Origin of the sequence: Novosphingobium sp. (assembly GCF_027486195.1) — a bacterium.
Taxonomy (GTDB): Bacteria; Pseudomonadota; Alphaproteobacteria; order Sphingomonadales; family Sphingomonadaceae; genus Novosphingobium.
The window spans coordinates 1-19,432 of record NZ_JAIXPP010000105.1; the positions used below are offsets into that span (position 1 = coordinate 1).

General features: G+C 65.8%; 18 protein-coding genes. 12 read left to right on the forward strand and 6 right to left on the reverse strand.

Annotation, left to right across the window (positions count from 1 at the left end; translation table 11 throughout):
• Positions 1-26 precede the first annotated feature (26 nt).
• Positions 27-209, reverse strand: coding sequence for a Flp family type IVb pilin (locus Q0071_RS18365; RefSeq protein WP_298173024.1), 183 nt, complete (start codon positions 207-209; stop codon positions 27-29).
• Positions 210-512: 303 nt separating this feature from the next.
• Between Q0071_RS18365 and Q0071_RS18370 the strand changes: the two genes are divergently transcribed.
• The gene (locus tag Q0071_RS18370) at positions 513-1,145 is read left to right on the forward strand and encodes a class I SAM-dependent methyltransferase (RefSeq protein ID WP_298173026.1); all 633 of its coding nucleotides are present in this window, start codon (positions 513-515) and stop codon (positions 1,143-1,145) included.
• Positions 1,146-1,233: 88 nt separating this feature from the next.
• On the opposite strand, the gene Q0071_RS18375 is transcribed toward Q0071_RS18370, so the two are convergent.
• Complete coding sequence (locus tag Q0071_RS18375) at positions 1,234-4,059, reverse strand: ribonuclease E/G (protein WP_298173029.1); 2,826 nt, start codon at positions 4,057-4,059, stop codon at positions 1,234-1,236.
• 670 nt (positions 4,060-4,729) lie between these two features.
• Here Q0071_RS18375 and Q0071_RS18380 point away from each other — a divergent pair.
• The 7 genes from Q0071_RS18380 (at position 4,730) to Q0071_RS18410 (ending at position 12,928) form a co-directional block, all read left to right on the forward strand.
• Complete coding sequence (locus tag Q0071_RS18380; RefSeq protein WP_298173032.1) at positions 4,730-5,614, forward strand: N-acetylmuramoyl-L-alanine amidase; 885 nt, start codon at positions 4,730-4,732, stop codon at positions 5,612-5,614.
• 49 nt (positions 5,615-5,663) lie between these two features.
• The gene (locus Q0071_RS18385) at positions 5,664-8,192 is read left to right on the forward strand and encodes a transglycosylase domain-containing protein (RefSeq protein ID WP_298173035.1); all 2,529 of its coding nucleotides are present in this window, start codon (positions 5,664-5,666) and stop codon (positions 8,190-8,192) included.
• A 96-nt stretch (positions 8,193-8,288) separates the two neighbouring features.
• Positions 8,289-8,831 (forward strand): peroxiredoxin, encoded by a 543-nt coding sequence (locus Q0071_RS18390; RefSeq protein ID WP_298173038.1) that lies wholly within the window; start codon positions 8,289-8,291, stop codon positions 8,829-8,831.
• Between the two features lie 89 nt (positions 8,832-8,920).
• Entirely contained in the window at positions 8,921-10,048 is a 1,128-nt protein-coding gene (gene prfB / locus Q0071_RS18395; protein ID WP_298173041.1) for a peptide chain release factor 2, read from the forward strand.
• Positions 10,049-10,077: 29 nt separating this feature from the next.
• Positions 10,078-10,797 (forward strand): class I SAM-dependent methyltransferase, encoded by a 720-nt coding sequence (locus Q0071_RS18400; protein ID WP_298173044.1) that lies wholly within the window; start codon positions 10,078-10,080, stop codon positions 10,795-10,797.
• A gap of 9 nt (positions 10,798-10,806) precedes the next feature.
• On the forward strand, positions 10,807-12,216 hold the full coding sequence (locus Q0071_RS18405; protein ID WP_298173047.1) for a nitronate monooxygenase: 1,410 nt from the start codon (positions 10,807-10,809) through the stop codon (positions 12,214-12,216).
• A gap of 4 nt (positions 12,217-12,220) precedes the next feature.
• Positions 12,221-12,928 carry an alpha/beta hydrolase gene (locus tag Q0071_RS18410; protein WP_298173049.1) on the forward strand — a complete coding sequence of 236 codons (708 nt, stop codon included), beginning with the start codon at positions 12,221-12,223 and terminating at the stop codon, positions 12,926-12,928.
• Between the two features lie 17 nt (positions 12,929-12,945).
• Here the strand turns inward: Q0071_RS18410 and Q0071_RS18415 are convergent, their stop codons facing one another.
• The 3 genes from Q0071_RS18415 to Q0071_RS18425 are packed head-to-tail and all read right to left on the reverse strand — an operon-like array spanning position 12,946 to position 15,757.
• Positions 12,946-13,371, reverse strand: a complete 426-nt coding sequence (locus tag Q0071_RS18415; protein WP_298173052.1) for an ester cyclase — start codon at positions 13,369-13,371, stop codon at positions 12,946-12,948.
• Position 13,372: 1 nt separating this feature from the next.
• Positions 13,373-14,680, reverse strand: coding sequence for an ammonium transporter (locus tag Q0071_RS18420; RefSeq protein WP_298173055.1), 1,308 nt, complete (start codon positions 14,678-14,680; stop codon positions 13,373-13,375).
• A gap of 33 nt (positions 14,681-14,713) precedes the next feature.
• The gene (locus Q0071_RS18425; RefSeq protein WP_298173058.1) at positions 14,714-15,757 is read right to left on the reverse strand and encodes a D-glycerate dehydrogenase; all 1,044 of its coding nucleotides are present in this window, start codon (positions 15,755-15,757) and stop codon (positions 14,714-14,716) included.
• Positions 15,758-15,862: 105 nt separating this feature from the next.
• On the opposite strand from Q0071_RS18425, the gene Q0071_RS18430 reads away from it, so the two are divergent.
• Positions 15,863-16,333: an SH3 domain-containing protein gene (locus Q0071_RS18430; protein WP_298173062.1), complete on the forward strand. Its 471-nt coding sequence runs from the start codon at positions 15,863-15,865 to the stop codon at positions 16,331-16,333.
• A 54-nt stretch (positions 16,334-16,387) separates the two neighbouring features.
• On the opposite strand, the gene Q0071_RS18435 is transcribed toward Q0071_RS18430, so the two are convergent.
• Positions 16,388-17,596, reverse strand: coding sequence for an acetyl-CoA C-acyltransferase (locus Q0071_RS18435; RefSeq protein ID WP_298173065.1), 1,209 nt, complete (start codon positions 17,594-17,596; stop codon positions 16,388-16,390).
• Positions 17,597-17,714: 118 nt separating this feature from the next.
• Between Q0071_RS18435 and Q0071_RS18440 the strand changes: the two genes are divergently transcribed.
• From Q0071_RS18440 to nuoB, 3 genes are all read left to right on the forward strand, one after another.
• Positions 17,715-18,464 carry an A24 family peptidase gene (locus tag Q0071_RS18440; RefSeq protein ID WP_298173070.1) on the forward strand — a complete coding sequence of 250 codons (750 nt, stop codon included), beginning with the start codon at positions 17,715-17,717 and terminating at the stop codon, positions 18,462-18,464.
• 199 nt (positions 18,465-18,663) lie between these two features.
• Positions 18,664-19,038, forward strand: coding sequence for an NADH-quinone oxidoreductase subunit A (locus tag Q0071_RS18445; protein WP_298173075.1), 375 nt, complete (start codon positions 18,664-18,666; stop codon positions 19,036-19,038).
• A 5-nt stretch (positions 19,039-19,043) separates the two neighbouring features.
• Positions 19,044-19,432: NADH-quinone oxidoreductase subunit NuoB (gene nuoB / locus Q0071_RS18450; RefSeq protein ID WP_298173073.1), on the forward strand; the 389-nt coding region annotated here is incomplete at its 3' end.

Here is a 19,432-nt window from a genome sequence, read left to right on the forward strand (position 1 = left end):
CCGAACGTTTCGCTTGCGCGAAGCTCTTAGAGCTTGCCGTCCGAAGCGTTGTTCATCTGGGTCGAAACCAGGTTGAACGTGTTCGACAGCGAGTTGCCCAGCGCGCCCATGGCGGTGATCGCGGCAACAGCGATGAGAGCGGCGATCAGGCCGTATTCGATTGCGGTCGCGCCATCTTCGTTAGCGAGAATGTTCTTGAAAAGCGTCATGTTCGATCTCCTGAGTTGGCGCCCCACGCGCCACTCACCCCTCGTGTCTTCCGTGGTGAGCAAGGCCTTATCTACGCACAACCTTCTAACAATCCCCTAACGCGTAAAAGGGTATGCAGGTTTGGCTGCCGGTAAAATACATTTATGAATCAGGTGGATGCGGCGCTGAGCGGGCTGTTTGGCGCGAAAACTGTGACACAAAATAGAAATCAATCGACTCGGTGAAACGCTTCACCGCGGCGCTTGTAGGCCTGCGCCGGGGCGTGCAACAACAGCGCCAGTCGGCATGGAGGGGTTAGCGGCATGGGTTTCAAGGCATTCTGGGATCGGCACATGGTGCCACGGCTCATCCGGACCTGCTGCGGCGCGGATGCGATCATGGAGCTGCGCGGGCAGGTTGTGCCCAAGGCGCGCGGCGCGGTGTTCGAGATCGGCTGCGGCGGTGGCTACAACCAGCAGTTCTATGACCAAGGCGCGGTCACGTCTTTCGCCGGGATCGACCCATCGGACAAGTTGCTCGATTTCGCGCGGGCGGAAGCGGCGAAGAAGGGCTGGGCAGCGGATATCCGCCATGGCGTGGGCGAAGCGATTCCCTTTGCCAGCGAGAGCTTCGATACAGTGGTTTGCACCTACACCTTGTGCTCAGTGAGCGATCCGCAGCGCGTGCTGGCGGAGATGCGCCGCATCCTGAAGCCGGGCGGGCAGTTCCTGTTCCTCGAGCACGGCAGCGCGCCCGATGAGGATGTGCAGCGCTGGCAGCAGCGCATCGAGCCGTTCTGGAAGCCGATTGCCGGGGGCTGCCATCTGACGCGCCCGGTTACTGCGGCGGTGCGTCATGCGGGGTTCGAGGTCGACCCTATCGGCAAGGGCTATCTGCCGGGCAATCCGCGCTGGGCAGCGTGGATGGAATGGGGCACCGCAACGCGCCTCGCCTGACCGGGCGCGCTGCCCCGGCAAACGAAAGGCCCTCCCCGGCATGGGCGCCGGGGAGGGCCTTCGTGTTTGTGCGCCAGCCTGATCTGGATCAGGCGCCGAAGGTGCGCTGCCACCAGCCGCGACGAGGCTCGCCCGGCTTGTCATCGGCCGGAGCAGCGGCGGCAGCCGGTGCTTCAGCCGGTGTTTCCGGCGCGGGCTCGGTGGCAGCGGTTTCCTCTGCGGGTGCAGCGGGTGCCTCTGCTTCGGGCGAATCGCTCTTCTTGCGGCGCGAGCGTTTCGGCTTGGCGGGGGCTTCGGCTTCCGCTTCTGCAACCGGTTCAGCCGCAGGGGCTTCGGCAACAACCTCGGCAATCGGTGCCTCCGCTTCGGCGGCTTCGGCCTTCTTGCGGCGCGAACGCTTTGGCTTGGCAGGGGCTTCGGTCTCGACCTCGGCCGCTACCGGTTCCGCAGCGGGCTCGGATACGGGAGCCTCGGCTTCGACCTCGACCGGCTGGGCATCTGCCTTGCGGCGACGCGAGCGACGCGGCTTGGCAGGTGCTTCCTCGGCTGCCTCGACCAGAACGGGCGCTTCGGTAGCGTCGTCGCCGGCCTGAACCCCGTCATCTTGGGCCCCGTCATCCTCGGCCCCGCCATCTTGCGCTTCGTCGCCCTGCGACTCACCACCCTGACCTTCGCCGTCACCACGGCCTCCGCGCCGACGACGGCCGCGGCGGCGGCGCTTGCGCGGTCCGCGCTCGTCATTGCGATCTTCGCTGCGATCTTCGGAGCGTTCGCCGCCTTCGCTGCGCTCGCCGTCCTCCTCGCCTTCGTCGTCGCCATCGGCCTCGCCGCCTTCACCTTCGTCGGCTGCCGACTGGGCGATCTCGTTGCCATCACGATCGCGGCCACGGCCCCGGCGGCGCTTGCGGCGCTTGCGACGACCGCCTTCGCCATCTGCCTCATCGCGGTCCCGCCGTTCGCTGCGCGGCTCGTCCTGCGCCTCGGTCTCTTCCTCTTCGGCGTAGTCGTCGTCCTCGTCGATGTCCGTTTCAGGCTCGATGATCGGTTCGAAGCGCGGCACGAACGAAGGCTTGGGCCCGCGCGAGGCAACGCGCATCTTGGCGCCTTCGTTCTCGCCTTCAGGGATTACCTCGACCGAAACGCCATAGCGTTCCTCGATCTCGGCCAGATCGGCCCGCTTGGCATTGAGCACGTAGATCGCCGCTTCCTGGCTGGCATAGAGCGAGATGATCGTGCCCTTGCCCTTGGCGGCTTCGTCCTCGATCATGCGCAGCGCCGAAAGCCCGGCAGAGGACGCGGTGCGGACAAGGCCCGAGCCATCGCAGTGCGGGCAAGCGCGGGTCGTCGCTTCAAGCACGCCGGTGCGCAGGCGCTGGCGGCTCATTTCCATGAGGCCGAAGCCCGAGATGCGGCCGACCTGGATGCGCGCGCGGTCGTTGCGCAGCGCTTCCTTCATCGCCTTCTCGACCTTGCGGACGTTGGAGCCGTACTCCATGTCGATGAAGTCGATCACCACGAGGCCGGCCATGTCGCGCAGGCGCAACTGGCGGGCGATCTCGCGCGCGGCTTCAAGGTTGGTGGCGACCGCAGTTTGCTCGATGCCGTGTTCCTTGGTGGAACGGCCCGAGTTGATGTCGATCGAGACGAGCGCCTCGGTCGGGTTGATGACGAGATAGCCGCCGCTTTTGAGCTGGACCACCGGATCATACATCGCGGTCAGTTGGTCCTCGGCGCCATAGCGCTGGAACAGCGGGACCGGATCGACATATTGCCGCACGCGCTTTGCGTGACTCGGCATGAGGAGCTTCATGAAGTCCTTGGCGGCGCGGTAGCCGTGCTCGCCCTCGACGACGACTTCCTCGATGTCGCGGTTGTAGATGTCGCGGATCGCGCGCTTGATGAGGTCGCTGTCCGAATGGATCAGCGCGGGCGCGGAGGATTTGAGCGTGCGTTCGCGGATTTCGTCCCACAGGCGGGCGAGATAGTCGAAGTCGCGCTTGATTTCGGGCTTCGTGCGCTGGAGGCCGGCGGTGCGCACGATGCAGCTCATCGTGCGGGGCAGTTCCAGCTCGGCCATGATCGACTTGAGGCGCTTGCGGTCTGCCGCCGAGTTGATCTTGCGGCTGATGCCGCCGCCGTGGCTCGAATTGGGCATGAGCACGCAGTAGCGGCCCGCGAGGCTGAGGTAGGTGGTGAGGGCAGCGCCCTTGTTGCCGCGCTCTTCCTTGACGACCTGGACGAGCAGCACCTGGCGGCGCTGGATCACGTCCTGGATCTTGTAGCGGCGGCGCAGCGCCATGCGGCGGGCGCGCAGATCATCGGCCTCACGCGCCTGGGCACGGGGCGCGCGCTGGCGGCGGGGACGGCGCGAGCGGCCGCCCTCGTCGTCGGAGCCTTCCTCGCCCTGCTCATCACCGGCTTCGTCGCCGCCGTTGCCGTCTTCGTCTTCAAATCCATTTTCGACGACGCCGCCCTCGATCGTGGCGACTTCGTCCTTCTCCGAGGTATCGACTTCGGTGACGCCTTCGTCGCCATCGTAGTCGTAGCGGTCGTCGCCGCCTTCCTCGTCATCGAGGTCGTCGTGCTCGGCCTCGTCGGCAGCGCGCAGTGCGGCTTCTTCTTCGGCGTGGGCCGCTTCCTCGGCAAGGAGCGCCTCGCGGTCTTCCTTGGGGATCTGGTAGTAATCGGGATGAATCTCGCTGAAGGCGAGGAACCCGTGCCGATTGCCGCCGAAATCGACGAAAGCCGCCTGCAACGACGGTTCGACGCGGGTTACCTTGGCGAGATAGATGTTACCCTTGATCTGCTTGTGATCAGCAGATTCGAAATCGAACTCTTCAATCCGGTTGCCATTGAGCACCGCCACCCGGGTTTCTTCCGGGTGGCGCGCATCGATCAGCATGCGCGTGGTCATTATAAAGTCTCCAGCCGCGCGGCCACGGGGGTGAACCCGGGTTCTGGGCGCGGTTCAATGTGAAAGCGCGATAGCCGTCTTGGCCGGGCCTGGCAGATGCCGGGGCCGGGGCGAGGCGTTTCGCGAATGCGGGTTTGCCGGTTCGGAGCGCGGGAAAGGCCGCTTTTGCGTGCCCGATGCGCTCGCCGCCCGGCGGCGGTTGGTGCGTGTCTGCCCAGATGGCATTCCGTGGGATGGTCCGTGGCGACTGGCACGGACCTATGCACGCCAAGCCTGCGCGGGCCCCTGTGGGGCTCCTCGGCTCGAACGTTGCACGGATTTCCATCAAGACATCAACCTCTGGCGCGAAAAAGGTCGAATACGGCCAAAACCAAGGCCGCGATCCCTTCTTCGCTGGTACTTCAGGTCCGGGCAAAAACCGTGTCAGGGCAACGCCTTGTCCCGATTATCTGTGACGCGCGCGTTAGCACTGCGGCAGGTTTCGGAGGCGGAGCCGAGGCCGATCCGGGCTCGTTCCAGATTGGCACTGCTAGCACCGGAATTACCAACCAGCAATTAAAACCATGACCGGGCGGCTGCGGTCCGATGGCGCTCCCCGATGGCGCTCTGGTGGAACACGTAGCAATTCCTGCTGGACCGCCCGGCAGTCTGCATTGCATAGCCGCGAGCCATGAGAGGGCGTGTGCTGATCGGGGTGGTGCTGGGCGTGCCGTTGGCCGTCATGACGGCAGCCGCGATCCTCATGGCCCTGGCGTTTGCCGCGCCGGCCCGCAATCCCGACTATGTAATCCGGATCGCCCTGCCTTCGGGGGCGGCGCAGATCGGGCTGCCCAAGATCGAAGGCCCGGCCGATGCGAGCCGGCCCCTCGTGGTGATCGATGCCGGGCACGGCGGGCATGACCCCGGCGCGAGCGGGCAGCATGGCGAGCGGGAGAAGAAGATCACGCTTTCGCTCGCACTGGCGCTGCGCGATGCCTTGCTCGCGGGTGGCCGTGTGCGGGTGGCGATGACGCGTGACGGCGACCGGTTCCTCGCGCTCGAGGAACGATCGGGAATCGCGCGGCGGCTGAAGGCCGATCTGTTCGTTTCCATCCACGCCGATGCTTCGGAATCGCCCGAGGCAACCGGAGCGACGGTTTATACTCTGTCCGATCGGGGCTCCGACGCGGTGGCCGATGCAGTCGCGCGGCGGGAAAACAAGTCCGACACCGTGAACGGGGTGGAACTGGGCGGCAAATCCGATGCGGTGACGGCGATTCTGGTGAGCCTCTCGCAGCGCGAAATGCGTGAGCGTTCGAGGGCGTTTGCTGCGCTTGTGCTGCGCGAGGGAGATGGGAAGATGCGCTTCCACACCGATCCGGAGCGTGAGGCGGCGTTCGTCGTGCTGAAATCGCTCGACCTGCCCTCGGCCCTGATCGAGGCTGGCTACATCAGCAGCCCGGACGACGCGAGGGCGCTGGCCAATCCGGGCTGGCGCAAGGGGTTTGCCGCATCCGTTGCCACTGCGATCGAGATCTATCTTGCGCGGACCAACATCGCCTTGGTCGTTCCCTGAAGCTCGCCACTGGCATTTCCGCGAAAGGCCATGCTAAAGCGCCGCGCAGATGGCGAATGATCCCAACCTTCCCGGCGGTGATGGCACTTCGGTGCGTTGGCGCATCCAGCGCAATGCAGCCGGGCTTCTGGGCCAGGCGCGGGAGCTCTGGCTCACGCGGGTCTGGGTGCGCCGTGCCGGCTATGCGCTGGGCGTGCTGGCGGTGCTCTATCTGATCCTCTGGGTCACGGTGATCCGCACGCTGCCATCGGCGGACAAGCTGCTCACCTATCAGCCGCCGCTGCCCACCATGGTGCGCGGCAATGATGGTGAGATCGTTTCCAGCTATGCGCGTGAGCGGCGGGTGCAGCTGCGCTATGTCGATTTTCCCGAGCCGCTGATCCACGCATTCCTTTCGGCGGAGGACAAATCGTTCTTCAGCCATGGCGGCGTCGACATTACCGGCCTGATCGGCGCGATGGTGGACTACACGCTGAAATTCGGTTCGGGCGAGCGCGCACGCGGCGGCTCCACCATCACCCAGCAGGTGGCCAAGAACATCCTGATCGGCAACGAATATTCGGTCACGCGCAAGCTCAAGGAAATGATCCTCGCGCGGCGCATCGAGAGTGTCCTCAACAAGCAGCAGATCCTCGAGCTTTATCTCAACGAGATCCCGCTGGGGCGGCAGAGCTTTGGCGTGCAGGCGGCGGCGCGGGCCTATTTCGACAAAGATGTGGGCGATCTCAAGCTCCACGAAGTCGCGTTCCTCGCGATCCTGCCCAAGGCGCCGGAAACTTATGGCCGCGCCAAGTTTGCCGAAAAGGCGCTGGAGCGGCGCGCCTATGTGCTGGACCAGATGGTCAAGAACGGCTGGGCGACTCCGGCGGAAGCGGCCGAAGCCAAGGCGCAGCCGCTGGGCCTCGTGCCCCGGCGCGCTGAAAACTACACGGCAGATGCGGGCTATTTCCTCGAGGAAGTGCGGCGCCAGCTGATCGACAAGTTCGGCGAGAACGCCGATGGCGGCCCCAACAGCGTCTATGCCGGCGGCCTGTGGGTGCGCACCTCGCTCGATACCGAGCTCCAGACAGCGGCACAGACAGCGCTGCGCACGGGCCTCCTTCGCTTCAGCGGCGGACGGGCCTGGAACGGACCGATCGCCAAGCTCGACGTTTCAGGGAATTGGCAGTCCGAACTCGTCACCAGCAACCTTGCGATCCGCTATCAGGACTGGCGGATCGGCGTGGTGCTGGAGAAGCGCGGCAATGATGGGCGGATCGGATTTTCCGACGGTACCACCGGGCCGCTCTGGGCGATGCCGAGCGCGATGAAGCCCGGTGACGTGATCGCGGCAGCGCCTTCTGGCGGCGGCTGGGCCTTGCGCGTCATCCCCGAAGTTTCCGGCGGCATGGTGGTGGAAGAGCCATTCAGCGGGCGCGTGCTGGCGATGCAGGGCGGGTTTGATTCCCGGCTGGGCTCGTTCAACCGCGCGACGCAGGCGGTGCGCCAGCCGGGTTCGACGATCAAGCCGTTCGTCTATGCAACGGCGCTCGACAACGGGATGACCCCGGCCTCGATGGTGCTCGACGGCACGTTCTGCGTCTATCAGGGTGCGGCGCTGGGGCAGAAATGCTTCCGCAACTTCGGCAATGAAGGCGGCTCGGGCAGCCACACGATGCGCTGGGGCCTTGAGCAATCGCGCAACCTGATGACCGTGCGCATCGCCAACGACATCGGCATGGACAAGGTGGTCCGCACGATCAAGGGCGTCGGGATCGGGGATTATCAGCCCTACCTTTCTATGGCGCTGGGCGCGGGCGATACGACCGCGGCGAAGATGGCGAATGCCTATGCAGCGCTTGCCAACCATGGCCGCCAGCACGAACAGACGCTGATCGACTATGTGCAGAACCGCGATGGCAAGGTGATCTGGAAGGCCGACAACCGCGATTGCTCCGGCTGCAACATGGCGCAGTGGGACGGCAAGCCGATGCCGCGAATGAAGCCGACCGGCCGGCAGGTGATGGACTCCCGCACCGCCTATCAGGTGGTACACATGCTGGAAGGCGTTGTCGTGCGCGGCACAGCGCTGACGCTGGCCGACCTCAACCTGCCGCTGTTCGGCAAGACGGGCACGACCAGCGGGCCTACCAACGTGTGGTTTGCCGGTGGCTCGCCTGATATCGTGAGTGCGCTCTATCTTGGCTATGACCAGCCGCGCAGCCTCGGCGGCTATGCCCAGGGCGGGCGGATCGCCGCGCCGATCTTCAAGGAATTCGTGCAGCGGACCCGGGCGCGCTGGAGCGACACGCCCTTTACCGTGCCCGAGGGCATCCGCATGGTGAAGATCGACCGGGTGACCGGACGGCAGGTTTTTGGCGGGACACCGCAGGATTATGAGCGGCAGGCTTCGGTGATCTGGGAAGCGTTCAAGCCCAACAGCGAGCCGACCCGCACGTTCCGGCCGGAAGACCAGACGCTTAAGGACGCGGTGCTCGAGGCGATCCGCAAGGCGCGCGCGGCCAAGGGTGACGGCGCGGGCGAGGACGTGCCAGTGGAAGAGGGCGACTTCGTCGAGGACAAGGGCGGCATTTATTGAGTCGTGCCGGGCTGGCAGGAAAATGGGGACTGTCCCTATTTTTCCTGCACCAATTGCCGGTTCCCGCTCGGCAAAGTTGCTGATAGGCTCCTCTCCATGATCAAGCCAGTTATGGCCGCTGCTGCGGCGCTCGCCCTTCTTGTCCCCGCTGCCGCCAACGCGGAGCTGACCCAGGGTGCTGTCGCGCCCGATTTCACGACGATGGGGGCACTCGCCGGCAAGCCGATGAAGGTGAACCTCAAGGCGCTGCTCGCGAAGGGGCCGGTTGTGCTCTACTTCTACCCCAAGGCGTTCACACAGGGCTGCACAATGGAAGCGCATGCCTTTGCCGAGGCGACGGCCGATTTCGCCAAGGCCGGGGCCACGGTGATCGGCATGTCGAACGACGACCTGCCGACGCTGCAGAAGTTTTCCACGGCCGAGTGCCGCGACAAGTTTGCGGTGGCGGCTGCTTCGAAGGACGTCATCAAGGCCTATGACGTGTCGCTCAAGGTCGCCGGGATTTCGAGCGGGCTGACCAAGCGCACCAGCTACGTGATCGCGAAGAACGGCAAGATCGTGCTTGTCCATTCGGACATGGACTACAAGGATCACGTGAAGCTTACGCTTGAGGCGGTCCAGAAGCTCAAGAAGGGCTGAGCGCGAGGCGCCAAGCCCCAAGCGCCTCTTTACAAGGCGCGCCGCTTCGCTAAGCGGCTGGGCTCCCGCAATCTGGAGTGAGACCCGTCATGCGTGCCGAAGGGCAGGCCCATATCGACCGCATCGAGGCCGCGCTGCGGCTCGTGCGCAAGTTCCTCGACTGGGACCGCGCGGTGCGGCGGCTCGATGAACTCAACGCGCGGGTCGAGGACCCGAAGCTGTGGGACGATCCCAAGCAGGCCGAAGTGGTAATGCGCGAGCGGCGGCGGCTTGAGGCGTCGATCGGCACGGTGAACGAGATCAGCGCCGAAATGGCCGATGCCATCGAATTCGTTGAACTCGGCGAGATGGAAGGCGACGAAGCGACGGTCGGGGAAGGGCTGGCGAGCCTTGCCGCTCTCGCTGAGCGCGCCGATGCGGACAAGGTTCAGGCGCTGCTGGCGGGCGAGGCGGACGGATCGAACGCGTTCCTCGAAGTCCACGCCGGGGCAGGCGGCACCGAAAGCCAGGATTGGGCCGAGATGCTGCAGCGCATGTATACGCGCTGGGCGGAGCGCCACGGGTTCAAGGTCGATCTGCTTGACTATCACGCAGGCGAAGCCGCCGGGATCAAGAGCGCGACGCTGCTGATCAAGGGCGAAAACGCCTACGGTTATGCCAAGACCGAGAGCGGCGTGCACCGGCTGGTGCGCATCAGCCCCTATGACAGCTCGGCACGGCGGCACACCTCGTTCAGCTCGGTCTGGGTCTATCCCGAGATCGACGACAACATCGACATCGAGATCAACCCCGCCGATCTCAAGATCGACACCTACCGCGCTTCGGGCGCAGGCGGGCAGCATGTGAACACCACCGATTCGGCTGTGCGCATCACCCACGTGCCTTCGGGCATTGTCGTGGCAAGCCAGATCGACCGTTCGCAGCACAAGAACCGCGCGACCGCGATGGGCATGCTGAAGGCGCGGCTCTACGAGGCGGAGCTGGCCAAGCGCGAGGCGGCGGCGAGCGGCGAATATGCCGCCAAGACCGAAATCGGCTGGGGCCACCAGATCCGTTCCTACGTGCTCCAGCCCTATCAGCAGGTGAAGGATCTGCGCACCGGCGTGGTCAGCACCAACCCGACCGACGTGCTTGATGGCGCGCTCGATCCGTTCATGGCCGCGGCGTTGGCGCAGCGGGTGACGGGCGAGAAGGTGACCGTGGAAGACGACGATTGAGAACGGCTGCGGCCTTTTTGGCCGGGCTGATGGCGCTGACGGCCTGCCGCGCGGCAGATGCCGGCGATACTGATCGTGCGCCGCGCAATCGCGCTTTTCCCAGTGCCGACCGTCCGGTTGCGAAAGTCGTCTCGACCCAGTGGGCGCCCGAGGAAGCGCGCGACAAGCAGGGCGAAGCGACAAGCGTGATGGACGAGGCCGAGGTGGCCTCGGGCATGACCGTTGCCGATATCGGCGCGGGTGAGGGGTACTACACGGTGCGCCTTGCCGCACGGGTGGGCCCCAGGGGGCGGGTACTGGCGCAGGACATCGACGAGGGCGCGCTCGGCCGGCTGGGTGCGCGGATCGAGCGCGAGCAGCTCACATCGGTCTCGATTCTGCGGGGCGCACCGGATGATCCGCGCTTGCCGGCGCGCAGCTTCGACCGCGTGTTCATGATCCACATGTACCACGAGATCGCGGAGCCCTATCCGTTCCTCTGGAGGCTGTGGCCTTCGCTGAAGCCAGGCGGCTCGGTTGTGGTGGTCGACGCCGATCGCCCCACCGACCGGCACGGAACGCCGCCCGCCTTGCTTTTTTGCGAATTCGAGACAGCGGGCTTTCGCTTGACCGCGTTTCGCCGTAAGCCGGATGTATCAGGCTATTATGCTCAGTTCGTACCTGCGGGCAGCGGGCCGCCTGAGCCGAGCAAGATGCAATCGTGCCATGCCGGTGCCAATGGCTCTGGTGGCAAGGTTGGGGGTCTCTAAGGGAAGACGATGTCTGCGTTCAAGGGTTTGAAGCCGATCCTGTATGGCGGCCGCGAAGTGTGGCCTCTGATCGAGGGCGGCAAGGGTGTTGCGGCAACCAACCATGCGAGTTCGGGCGCGTGGGCAGCCGCTGGGGGCATCGGCACGGTCAGCGCGGTGAATGCCGACAGCTATGACGCGACCGGCAAGATCATTCCGCAGGTCTACGAGCAGCTGACCCGCAAGGAACGCCACGAGCAGCTGATCCGCTATGGCATCGACGGGGCGGTGGAGCAGGTCCGCCGGGCCTATGACCTGGCGGGCGGAAACGGCGCGATCAATATCAACGTGCTGTGGGAAATGGGCGGCGCGCAGCCGATCCTCGAAGGCGTGCTTTCACGGACGCGCGGGCTGATTGCAGGGGTCACCTGCGGCGCAGGAATGCCTTACAAGCTTTCGGAAATCGCGGCGCGGCATCAGGTTTATTATCTTCCCATCGTTTCTTCGGGCCGCGCGTTTCGGGCGCTGTGGAAGCGGGCCTACCACAAGGTGCCGGAATGGCTGGGCGCGGTGGTCTATGAAGATCCGTGGCTGGCGGGCGGGCACAATGGCCTCTCCAACGCCGAGGACCCGAAGAAGCCCGAGGACCCGTACCCCCGCGTGAAAATGCTGCGCGATGTGATGCGCACCGAAGGCGTGCCGGACAGCGTGCCGATCGTGATGGCAGGCGGCGTGTGGTTCCTGCGCGAGTGGGACAACTGGATCGACAATCCCGAGCTCGGCTCGATCGCGTTCCAGTTCGGCACCCGGCCGCTGCTGACCGAGGAAAGCCCGATTCCGAAAGCGTGGAAGGAACATCTTCGCACGCTGGAGCCGGGCGACGTGCTGCTCCACCGCTTTTCGCCGACGGGGTTCTATTCCTCCGCCGTGCGCAACCCCTTCCTGCGCGCGCTCGAAGCCCGCAGCGAGCGGCAGATCCCTTATTCCAAGGTTTCGGCAGGCGAGCACACCGTGCAGCTCGACGTGGGCGTGAAGGGCAAGAACTTCTGGGTGACACCGGCAGACCGCGACCGTGCGCGCACGTGGTTCGGCGCAGGCTTCACCCATGCGCTGCGCACGCCCGATGATACCGTGATCTTCGTGACGACCGCAGAGCGCGAGACCATCCAGCAGGACCAGAAGGACTGCATGGGCTGCCTTTCGCACTGCGGGTTCTCCTCGTGGAAGGACCACGACGACTACACCACCGGCCGCCTCGCCGATCCGCGCAGCTTCTGCATCCAGAAGACCTTGCAGGACATCGCGCATGGCGGGCCGATCGACGAGAACCTGATGTTTGCCGGTCACGCGGCGTACCGGTTCAAGCAGGACCCGTTCTATTCCAACAACTTCACGCCGACCGTGAAGCAACTGGTGGACCGCATCCTGACAGGGGACTGAGGGCTTGGCAGCAGAGTCCGATCCCGCAGGGGCAAAGGCCCCGCCGCGCTGGCGCTGGGCGCTGGAATTCCTGGCCTTGCCGCAGATTCAGGCCGCACCCTTGCGCCGCCCGGTCGTGGTGCCGCCGTTCGGGCGAGGGCGACCGGTCATCGTGATCCCGGGGCTGCTTTCGAACGACCGTTCGACCGCCCTTCTGCGCAATTCGCTCAGCAAGGCGGGGTTCGTTGTCGAGGGCTGGGAGCAGGGGCTCAACACCGGTGCGCAGCCGGAAAAGATCGCGCGGCTGGAAGAGCGGATTTGCAAACTGGCCGAGCAATCGGGCGAACCGGTCGTGCTAATCGGCTGGAGCCTTGGCGGCATGTTTGCGCGCGTGCTGGCGCAGCGCCATCCGGATGCCTGCAGTCTGGTGATGACTTTGGGTTCGCCCTTTTCGGGTGACCGGCGGGCGAACAACGCCTGGCGCGTCTATGAAGCGCTCAACGATCACACGGTGGATGCGGTGCCCTTTGTCGAGGACCCGGGCGAGAAGCCGCCGGTGCGCACGATCGCGGTATGGTCAAGGCGCGACGGTATCGTTGCGCCGCGCAGCGCTGCGGGCGAGGCGGGGCAGGCGGACCGGGTGGTCGAAGTGCCGTTCAAGCATTTCGAAATGGCAAGCGCGCGCGGGGCGGTGCAGGCCGTGCTGGGGTTGCTGCGCGAGGAACTGGGGTAGGGGCGGGGTCTCTGCTTTCAGCCCCGGTTGGCCTGCAATTGCTGGAAAACACCGAGGCGGTCGGCGATCTGCCAGTGGCCGGTGAGGCGGTCCTCGGCGTCGAAGCTGTAGGTAGTCGCGCCGGACATGCGGATCGTGCGGCCGGTGGCCGGAAAACCGGGGAAATCGCCGAGATGAGTGGCCTCCCACGTCCATGTCATGATCACGGCGTCCTCGTCTTCGGCCATGCGCAGCGCGGTGAAGCGCTGATCGGGGAAGGGCGCTCGTGACTGGATGAGGCGCTCGGTAAACGCGGCGGGATCCAGCGTGCGGCCTTCCCACGGATCGCCGGGATCGTGGTAGACGGTGTAGGCGGGGGCAAGGTAGGCGGTCACTGCCTCTGCCTCACCCCGGTTCCAGACGGACTCGATGAAGGCAGCGAGGCGAGCCTTTCGCACGCTCACCTTACTCAAACTCCCAGGCGCGTTCGCCGTGGCTGGTGAGGTCGAGGCCTTCGCGTTCCTCGTCCTCGGTCACGCGCATCGGGATCACCATGGCGACTGCGAGAGCGCAGATCACGGTGCCCAGCGCGCTCCATGCGGCGACAGCGCCGACGCCTGCGGCCTGCGCGAAGAGCTGGCGGAACAGGCCCATGCCCTCGGCATACCCGGTGCCGCCAAGTGATGGCTCGAGGAAAATCGCGAGCAGCAGCGAGCCGACGATGCCGCCCATGCCGTGGACGGCGAAGACATCGAGCGAATCGTCGATCTCGATCCGGCGTTTGACCAGCAGGATCATCGGGTAGCAGACGGCGGCGGCGGCAAGGCCGAACAGGATTGCGGCGCCCGGCGCGATGAAGCCGGCTGCGGGCGTCACGGTCGCCAGGCCCGCAACCGCGCCGGTGGCAAAACCTACCGACGTTGGCTTGCCGATGCTGACCTTTTCGATGGCGAGCCAGGCAAGCGCAGCGGCGCAGGCGGCGGCATGGGTGTTGATGATCGCCGAGGCGGCATCATCCGTCGCGGCGAGCGAGGAGCCGCCGTTGAAGCCGAACCAGCCGACCCAGAGCATGGCCGCGCCGATCATTGTGAGTGCGGGGGAATGCGGCAGCATCTGCGTGCGCGGGAAGCCGCTGCGCTTGCCGATCAGCAGCGCAGCGACCAGCGCGGAGACGCCGGCGGTGGTGTGGACGACGATGCCGCCGGCAAAATCCATCGTGCCGAGACGGCTCGCCAGCCAGCCGCCGCCCCAGATCCAGTGCGCGACCGGGGCGTAGACGATCAGGCTCCAGAGGGCCGTGAACGCGACGACCCAGCCGAAGCGGGCGCGATCGACCCATGCGCCGACCATCAGCGCGGGCGTGATCGCCGCGAACATCATCTGGAACAGCACGTAGGCGCTTTCGGGGACGAGCGTGCCTTCGCGTACATTGCCGAGCTGGCCGAGCATCCACGCCGAGCCGCCGCCTAGCCAGCCGCTCGAAACCGGACCGAAGGCCAGCGTATAGCCCACCACGATCCACATCAGCGAGGTGATCGCGGCAATCGCACCGATCTGGATGGCAACGGCAAGAAAGCCCTTGGCACGCACCAGCCCGCCATAGAACAGCGTGAGGCCCGGCAGCGTCATCAGGAGGACAAGCGCGGAGGAGGCGAGGAGCCAAGCGGTATCGCCGCTATCGGCTGCATCCACGGCTTCAGCGGCCTGGGCGTGGCCCAGCGCGGGCAGCGCAAGGGCGCTGGCGGCAAGAGCCACCGCGAAGAACTTCTTCATTCCGAACACTCCCCCACGCGATTCGCTTTGTTCTTATGCCCAGCCTTCGAGGACCTGATCGGGCGGACGATGCCCATCGGCCCAGAAACGGATGTTGGCAACAACCTTGTCGCCCGAAGCGGTGCGCCCTTCGAATGTGGCGCTGCCCATGTGCGGGAGGAGCGAGACGTTGCCAAGCGCGAGGAGGCGCGGATCGATCTTCGGCTCGTGCGCGAAGACATCGAGCCCGGCGCCGCCGATGCGGCCGGCCTGCAGCGCCTCGATCAGCGCATTCTCGTCTACCACATCGCCGCGCGCGGTGTTCACGAGATAGGCCTCGGGCTTCATCAGCGCGATGCGCCGCGCGTCCATCAGCATGTGCGTTTCGGGGGTCGAGGGGCAGTGGAGGGTGACGATATCCGCCTCGCGCACCAGCGCATCGACATCGGCCTCATACCGCGCGCCGACCATGCGTTCGAACGCTTCAGGCAGGCGCTGCCGGTTGTGGTAGACGATCTCGAGCCCGAAGGCGCGGGCACGGTGGGCGACAGCCTGGCCGATGCGGCCCATGCCGATGATGCCGAGCCGCTTGCCGCTGATGCGGTGGCCGAGGAGGGTGGACGGTGCCCAACCGGCCCAGTCACCCGATCGGATCACGCGGCCACCTTCGGCAAGGCGGCGCGAGACGGCGATGATCAGCGACATTGTCATGTCCGCCGTATCATCGGTAAACACGCCGGGGGTGTTGGTGACGAGGATCTTGCGGGCGCGAGCCGCTGCGAGGTCGATATGGTCCGTGCCTGCACCGAAGCTGGCGATGAGGCCGAGCTGCGGACCGGCGGAGGCAATGAGGTCCGCGTCGATCCGGTCGGTGACGGTGGGGACGAGGACGTGGGCTTCCTGCATCGCGGCGCGGATCTCGTCCTGCGACAGCGCCCGATCATCGGGGTTGAGCGTGACGTCGAACAGCTCTGCCATGCGCGCTTCCGTTTCAGGCAGCAGGCGGCGGGTCACGAAGACGCGGGGGCGGCCTTCGATCCGGCGGGTGGGCCGGTAGTCGGCACCTGGGGAACCTGAGGGCGTGTGGGCTGCGGGCATGGCGTATCGCTATGCCGCCTCGCGCCCTGCGGTCAAGCACCCGGTTGCCCGGACGCGCGAATGCTGTATCGCAGCGGGGGCGGCGAAGATGAAGGAAGGTTGAGCGTGCCCCGGTCTGGAAGGCGAATTGCGATCATTGTCCTGCTCGGCATGCTGATGGGAACACCGGCGCACGCGGCGGATGACGAGAACAGCCCTTACTGGGCTTCGTTGCGCGGCCAGCCGGCCAACTTGCGCGTGGGGCCGGGGCGCGAGTATCGCATCAGCTGGGTCTATGTGCGCGCAGGGCTGCCGATGAAAGTGCTGCGCACGATCGGCGGCTGGCGGCTGGTCGAGGATATCGACGGTGCGCGGGGCTGGATGCTGGCCCAGTTCCTGACCCGCACGCGCACCGCAACGGTGAAAGGCACAGTGGCGGAAATCCGCGAGAATTCGGATGGCAGCGGCCGGCTGCTGTGGCGCGTGGAGCCCGGGGTTACGGGCAAGCTCGGCGATTGCGGGCCGGTCTGGTGCAAGTTCGATATCGATGGCCGGCGCGGCTATGTGGCCAAGGCCGCGGCTTGGGGAGCCGAGTAGGGGGGGCGCCGAGTATGGGGACCCGCCAAGGCAGGCCCCCATAAGGATTCCCGCTTAGACCAGTTCGATTGCGACTGCGGTTGCTTCGCCGCCGCCGATGCAGAGGCTGGCGACACCGCGCTTCTTGCCGTGGCGCTGGAGTGCGCCGATCAGCGTGGTGACGATGCGCGCGCCCGAAGCGCCGATGGGGTGGCCGAGCGCGGTGGCGCCGCCGTGGACGTTGATCTTCTCGTGGCTGATACCGAGATCGTGCATCGCGAACATCGCGACGCAGGCGAAGGCCTCGTTCACTTCGAACAGATCGACATCCGCGACGCTCCAGCCGGCCTTGTCGAGCAGCTTGGTAATCGCGCCGACGGGGGCGGTGGTGAAGTCCTTGGGCGCCTGGGCGTGCGCGGCCATCGCCACGACGCGGGCGACGGGGGTGAGGCCATCGGCGGCGGCAACGCTCTCACGCGTCAGCACCAGCGCGGCAGCGCCGTCCGAGATCGAGGAGGAGGTGGCGGCGGTGATCGTGCCGTCCTTGGCGAAGGCGGGCTTCAGAGCGGGGATCTTGTCCGGCTTGCCTTTGCCGGGGGCCTCGTCGGTATCGACAACGGTTTCGCCGCTGCGTGACTTGACCGTGACCGGCGCGATCTCGGCGACAAAGGCACCTTCGGCAATCGCGGTCTGCGCGCGGCGCAGCGATTCGATGGCGTAGGCATCCTGCTGTTCGCGGGTGAGCTGGTATTCGTTGGCGGTGTCCTGCGCGAAGGTGCCCATGGCGCGGCCGGGCTCGTAGGCGTCTTCAAGGCCATCGAGGAACATGTGGTCATAAGCCGTATCATGGCCGATCCGCGCGCCCGAGCGGTGCTTCTTGAGGAGGTAGGGCGCGTTCGTCATGCTTTCCATGCCGCCCGCGACGACCATGTCGATGGAACCCGAAGCCAGCGCTTCCGCCCCCATGATCAGCGCCTGCATGCCCGAACCGCAGACTTTGTTGACCGTGGTCGCCTGCACCGAAGTGGGGAGCCCGGCGTGGATTGCGGCCTGACGCGCAGGGGCCTGGCCGAGGCCGGCGGGGAGCACGCAGCCCATGTAGAGCCGCTCAACCTTATCGCCCGAGATTCCGGCACGCTCGACCGCAGCCTTGACCGCCGTGGCGCCGAGCTGGGTGGCGGGGACATCGGCCAGCGATCCCTGCATCGCGCCCATCGGGGTGCGCGCGAAGGACAGAATGACGACGGGATCGGCGCTCGAGAACGCAGGGGAGAGTTGGACCATGGAAACCATTCCTGTGCTAAGGGACCGCGCCAGGCCCCGGGGTTGAGGTTGATGTAGACCCCGGGCGAGACGATTTCAATTCGCGAAGGGGCGCAAAAGCTATGCGAGGGCGGGTTGCATGCTGATCGTGTTCATCCTTGGCGCGATGGCGCTGGGCGCGGTGATCGGCAGCTTTCTGGGCGTCGTGCTCATCCGGATGCCTGACGGGCGACCGCTGGTCGTGGCGCGTTCGGCCTGCGATACCTGTGACAAGGAACTGAAGCCGTTCGAGCTCGTGCCGATCCTTTCGTGGGTGATCCAGGGCGGCAAGTGCCGCGAGTGCGGCTCTGCGATTGATCGCTGGCAGCTTGCGGCGGAGCTGGGCGGGGCAGCAATCGGCGCGATGGCCGTGATGCTGAGCACCTTTCCGATCTGGGCGATGGTGCTGGGCTGGCAGCTGCTGCTGCTCGCGATGCTCGACCTGCGCCATATGTGGCTGCCGCGCCAGCTTTCGGCGCTGCTGGGGGCCAGCGGCGCGCTGTTCGCGCTGGTTATGGGCTATTGGTCCGAGGATGTGATGGCCGTTGTCCAGTCCATGGTGGGCGGCGTCTTCGGCTTCGCGGTGCTGTGGCTGCTGGGGCAGGGCTATCTCGCCTGGCGCGGACAGGAGGGTTTGGGAGGCGGCGACCCGCCGCTGCTGGGCGCAATCGGGCTCTGGCTGGGGCCGCTGGGGGTAATCCACACGCTGCTGGTGGCGAGCCTTGGCGGACTGGCGGTTGCCGCCGTGCTACGCGCCGCAGGGCAGCGCATCACGCGCGATACGATGTTGCCGCTCGGCACCCTGCTGGCACTGGCGGCGTGGCCGGTGTTCTTGTGGCAGGGGATGTGATATTGCAAATCGATATCACATCCTGATCATTCGTATGCAGTGCCACCGGGCACCGAAAACGGCGGGAAGCGGGGTCATCCACAGACAAAAGCTTGGATTTTGAGCCTCATCGGGCGATGCCGCACTTGCACATGGCCACGCCCGGGACTAGGGCGCGGGGCGACATAGAAACAGGCGAGTCAATCCTTTGGCCGAGCAACTGCCTTACCTCGCGCAATATCTGCCGATCCTCATTTTCCTCGGCATCGCGCTCGCGCTTTCCTGCGTGTTCGTGTTCCTGCCGATGGGCGTTTCGCGGCTGACCGGGGCTCACAACCCCAATGCCGAGAAGCTCAGCGAGTATGAATGCGGCTTCCCCGCGTTCGAGGATCCGCGCAGCCAGTTCGACGTGCGCTTCTACCTCGTGGCGATCCTGTTCATCATCTTCGACCTTGAAGCGGCGTTCCTGTTTCCCTGGGCGGTGAGCCTGAAGGAAAGCGGCTGGGCTGGCTGGGGCACGATGATGGTGTTCCTGTTCGAGCTGATCATCGGCTTCATCTATGCCTGGAAGAAGGGCGCGCTGGATTGGGAATGAGCAACATGACGACCTCATCGATCATCCCGGCATCTGCGGCCGATCTGCCCGCCGCGCCCGACGCTGCCTTTTTCGACAGCCTGAACGCCGAGGTTTCGGACAAGGGCTTCCTCGTGACCAGCACTGAGGAGCTGTTTCAGTGGGCGCGCACCGGCTCGCTGTGGTGGATGACCTTCGGGCTTGCCTGCTGCGCGGTCGAGATGATCCACGTGAACATGCCGCGTTATGATATGGAGCGCTTCGGCGTTGCTCCGCGCGCCTCGCCGCGCCAGTCGGACGTGATGATCGTGGCCGGCACGCTGTGCAACAAGATGGCCCCGGCGCTGCGCAAGGTCTACGACCAGATGTCGGACCCCAAGTACGTCATCTCGATGGGCAGCTGCGCCAATGGCGG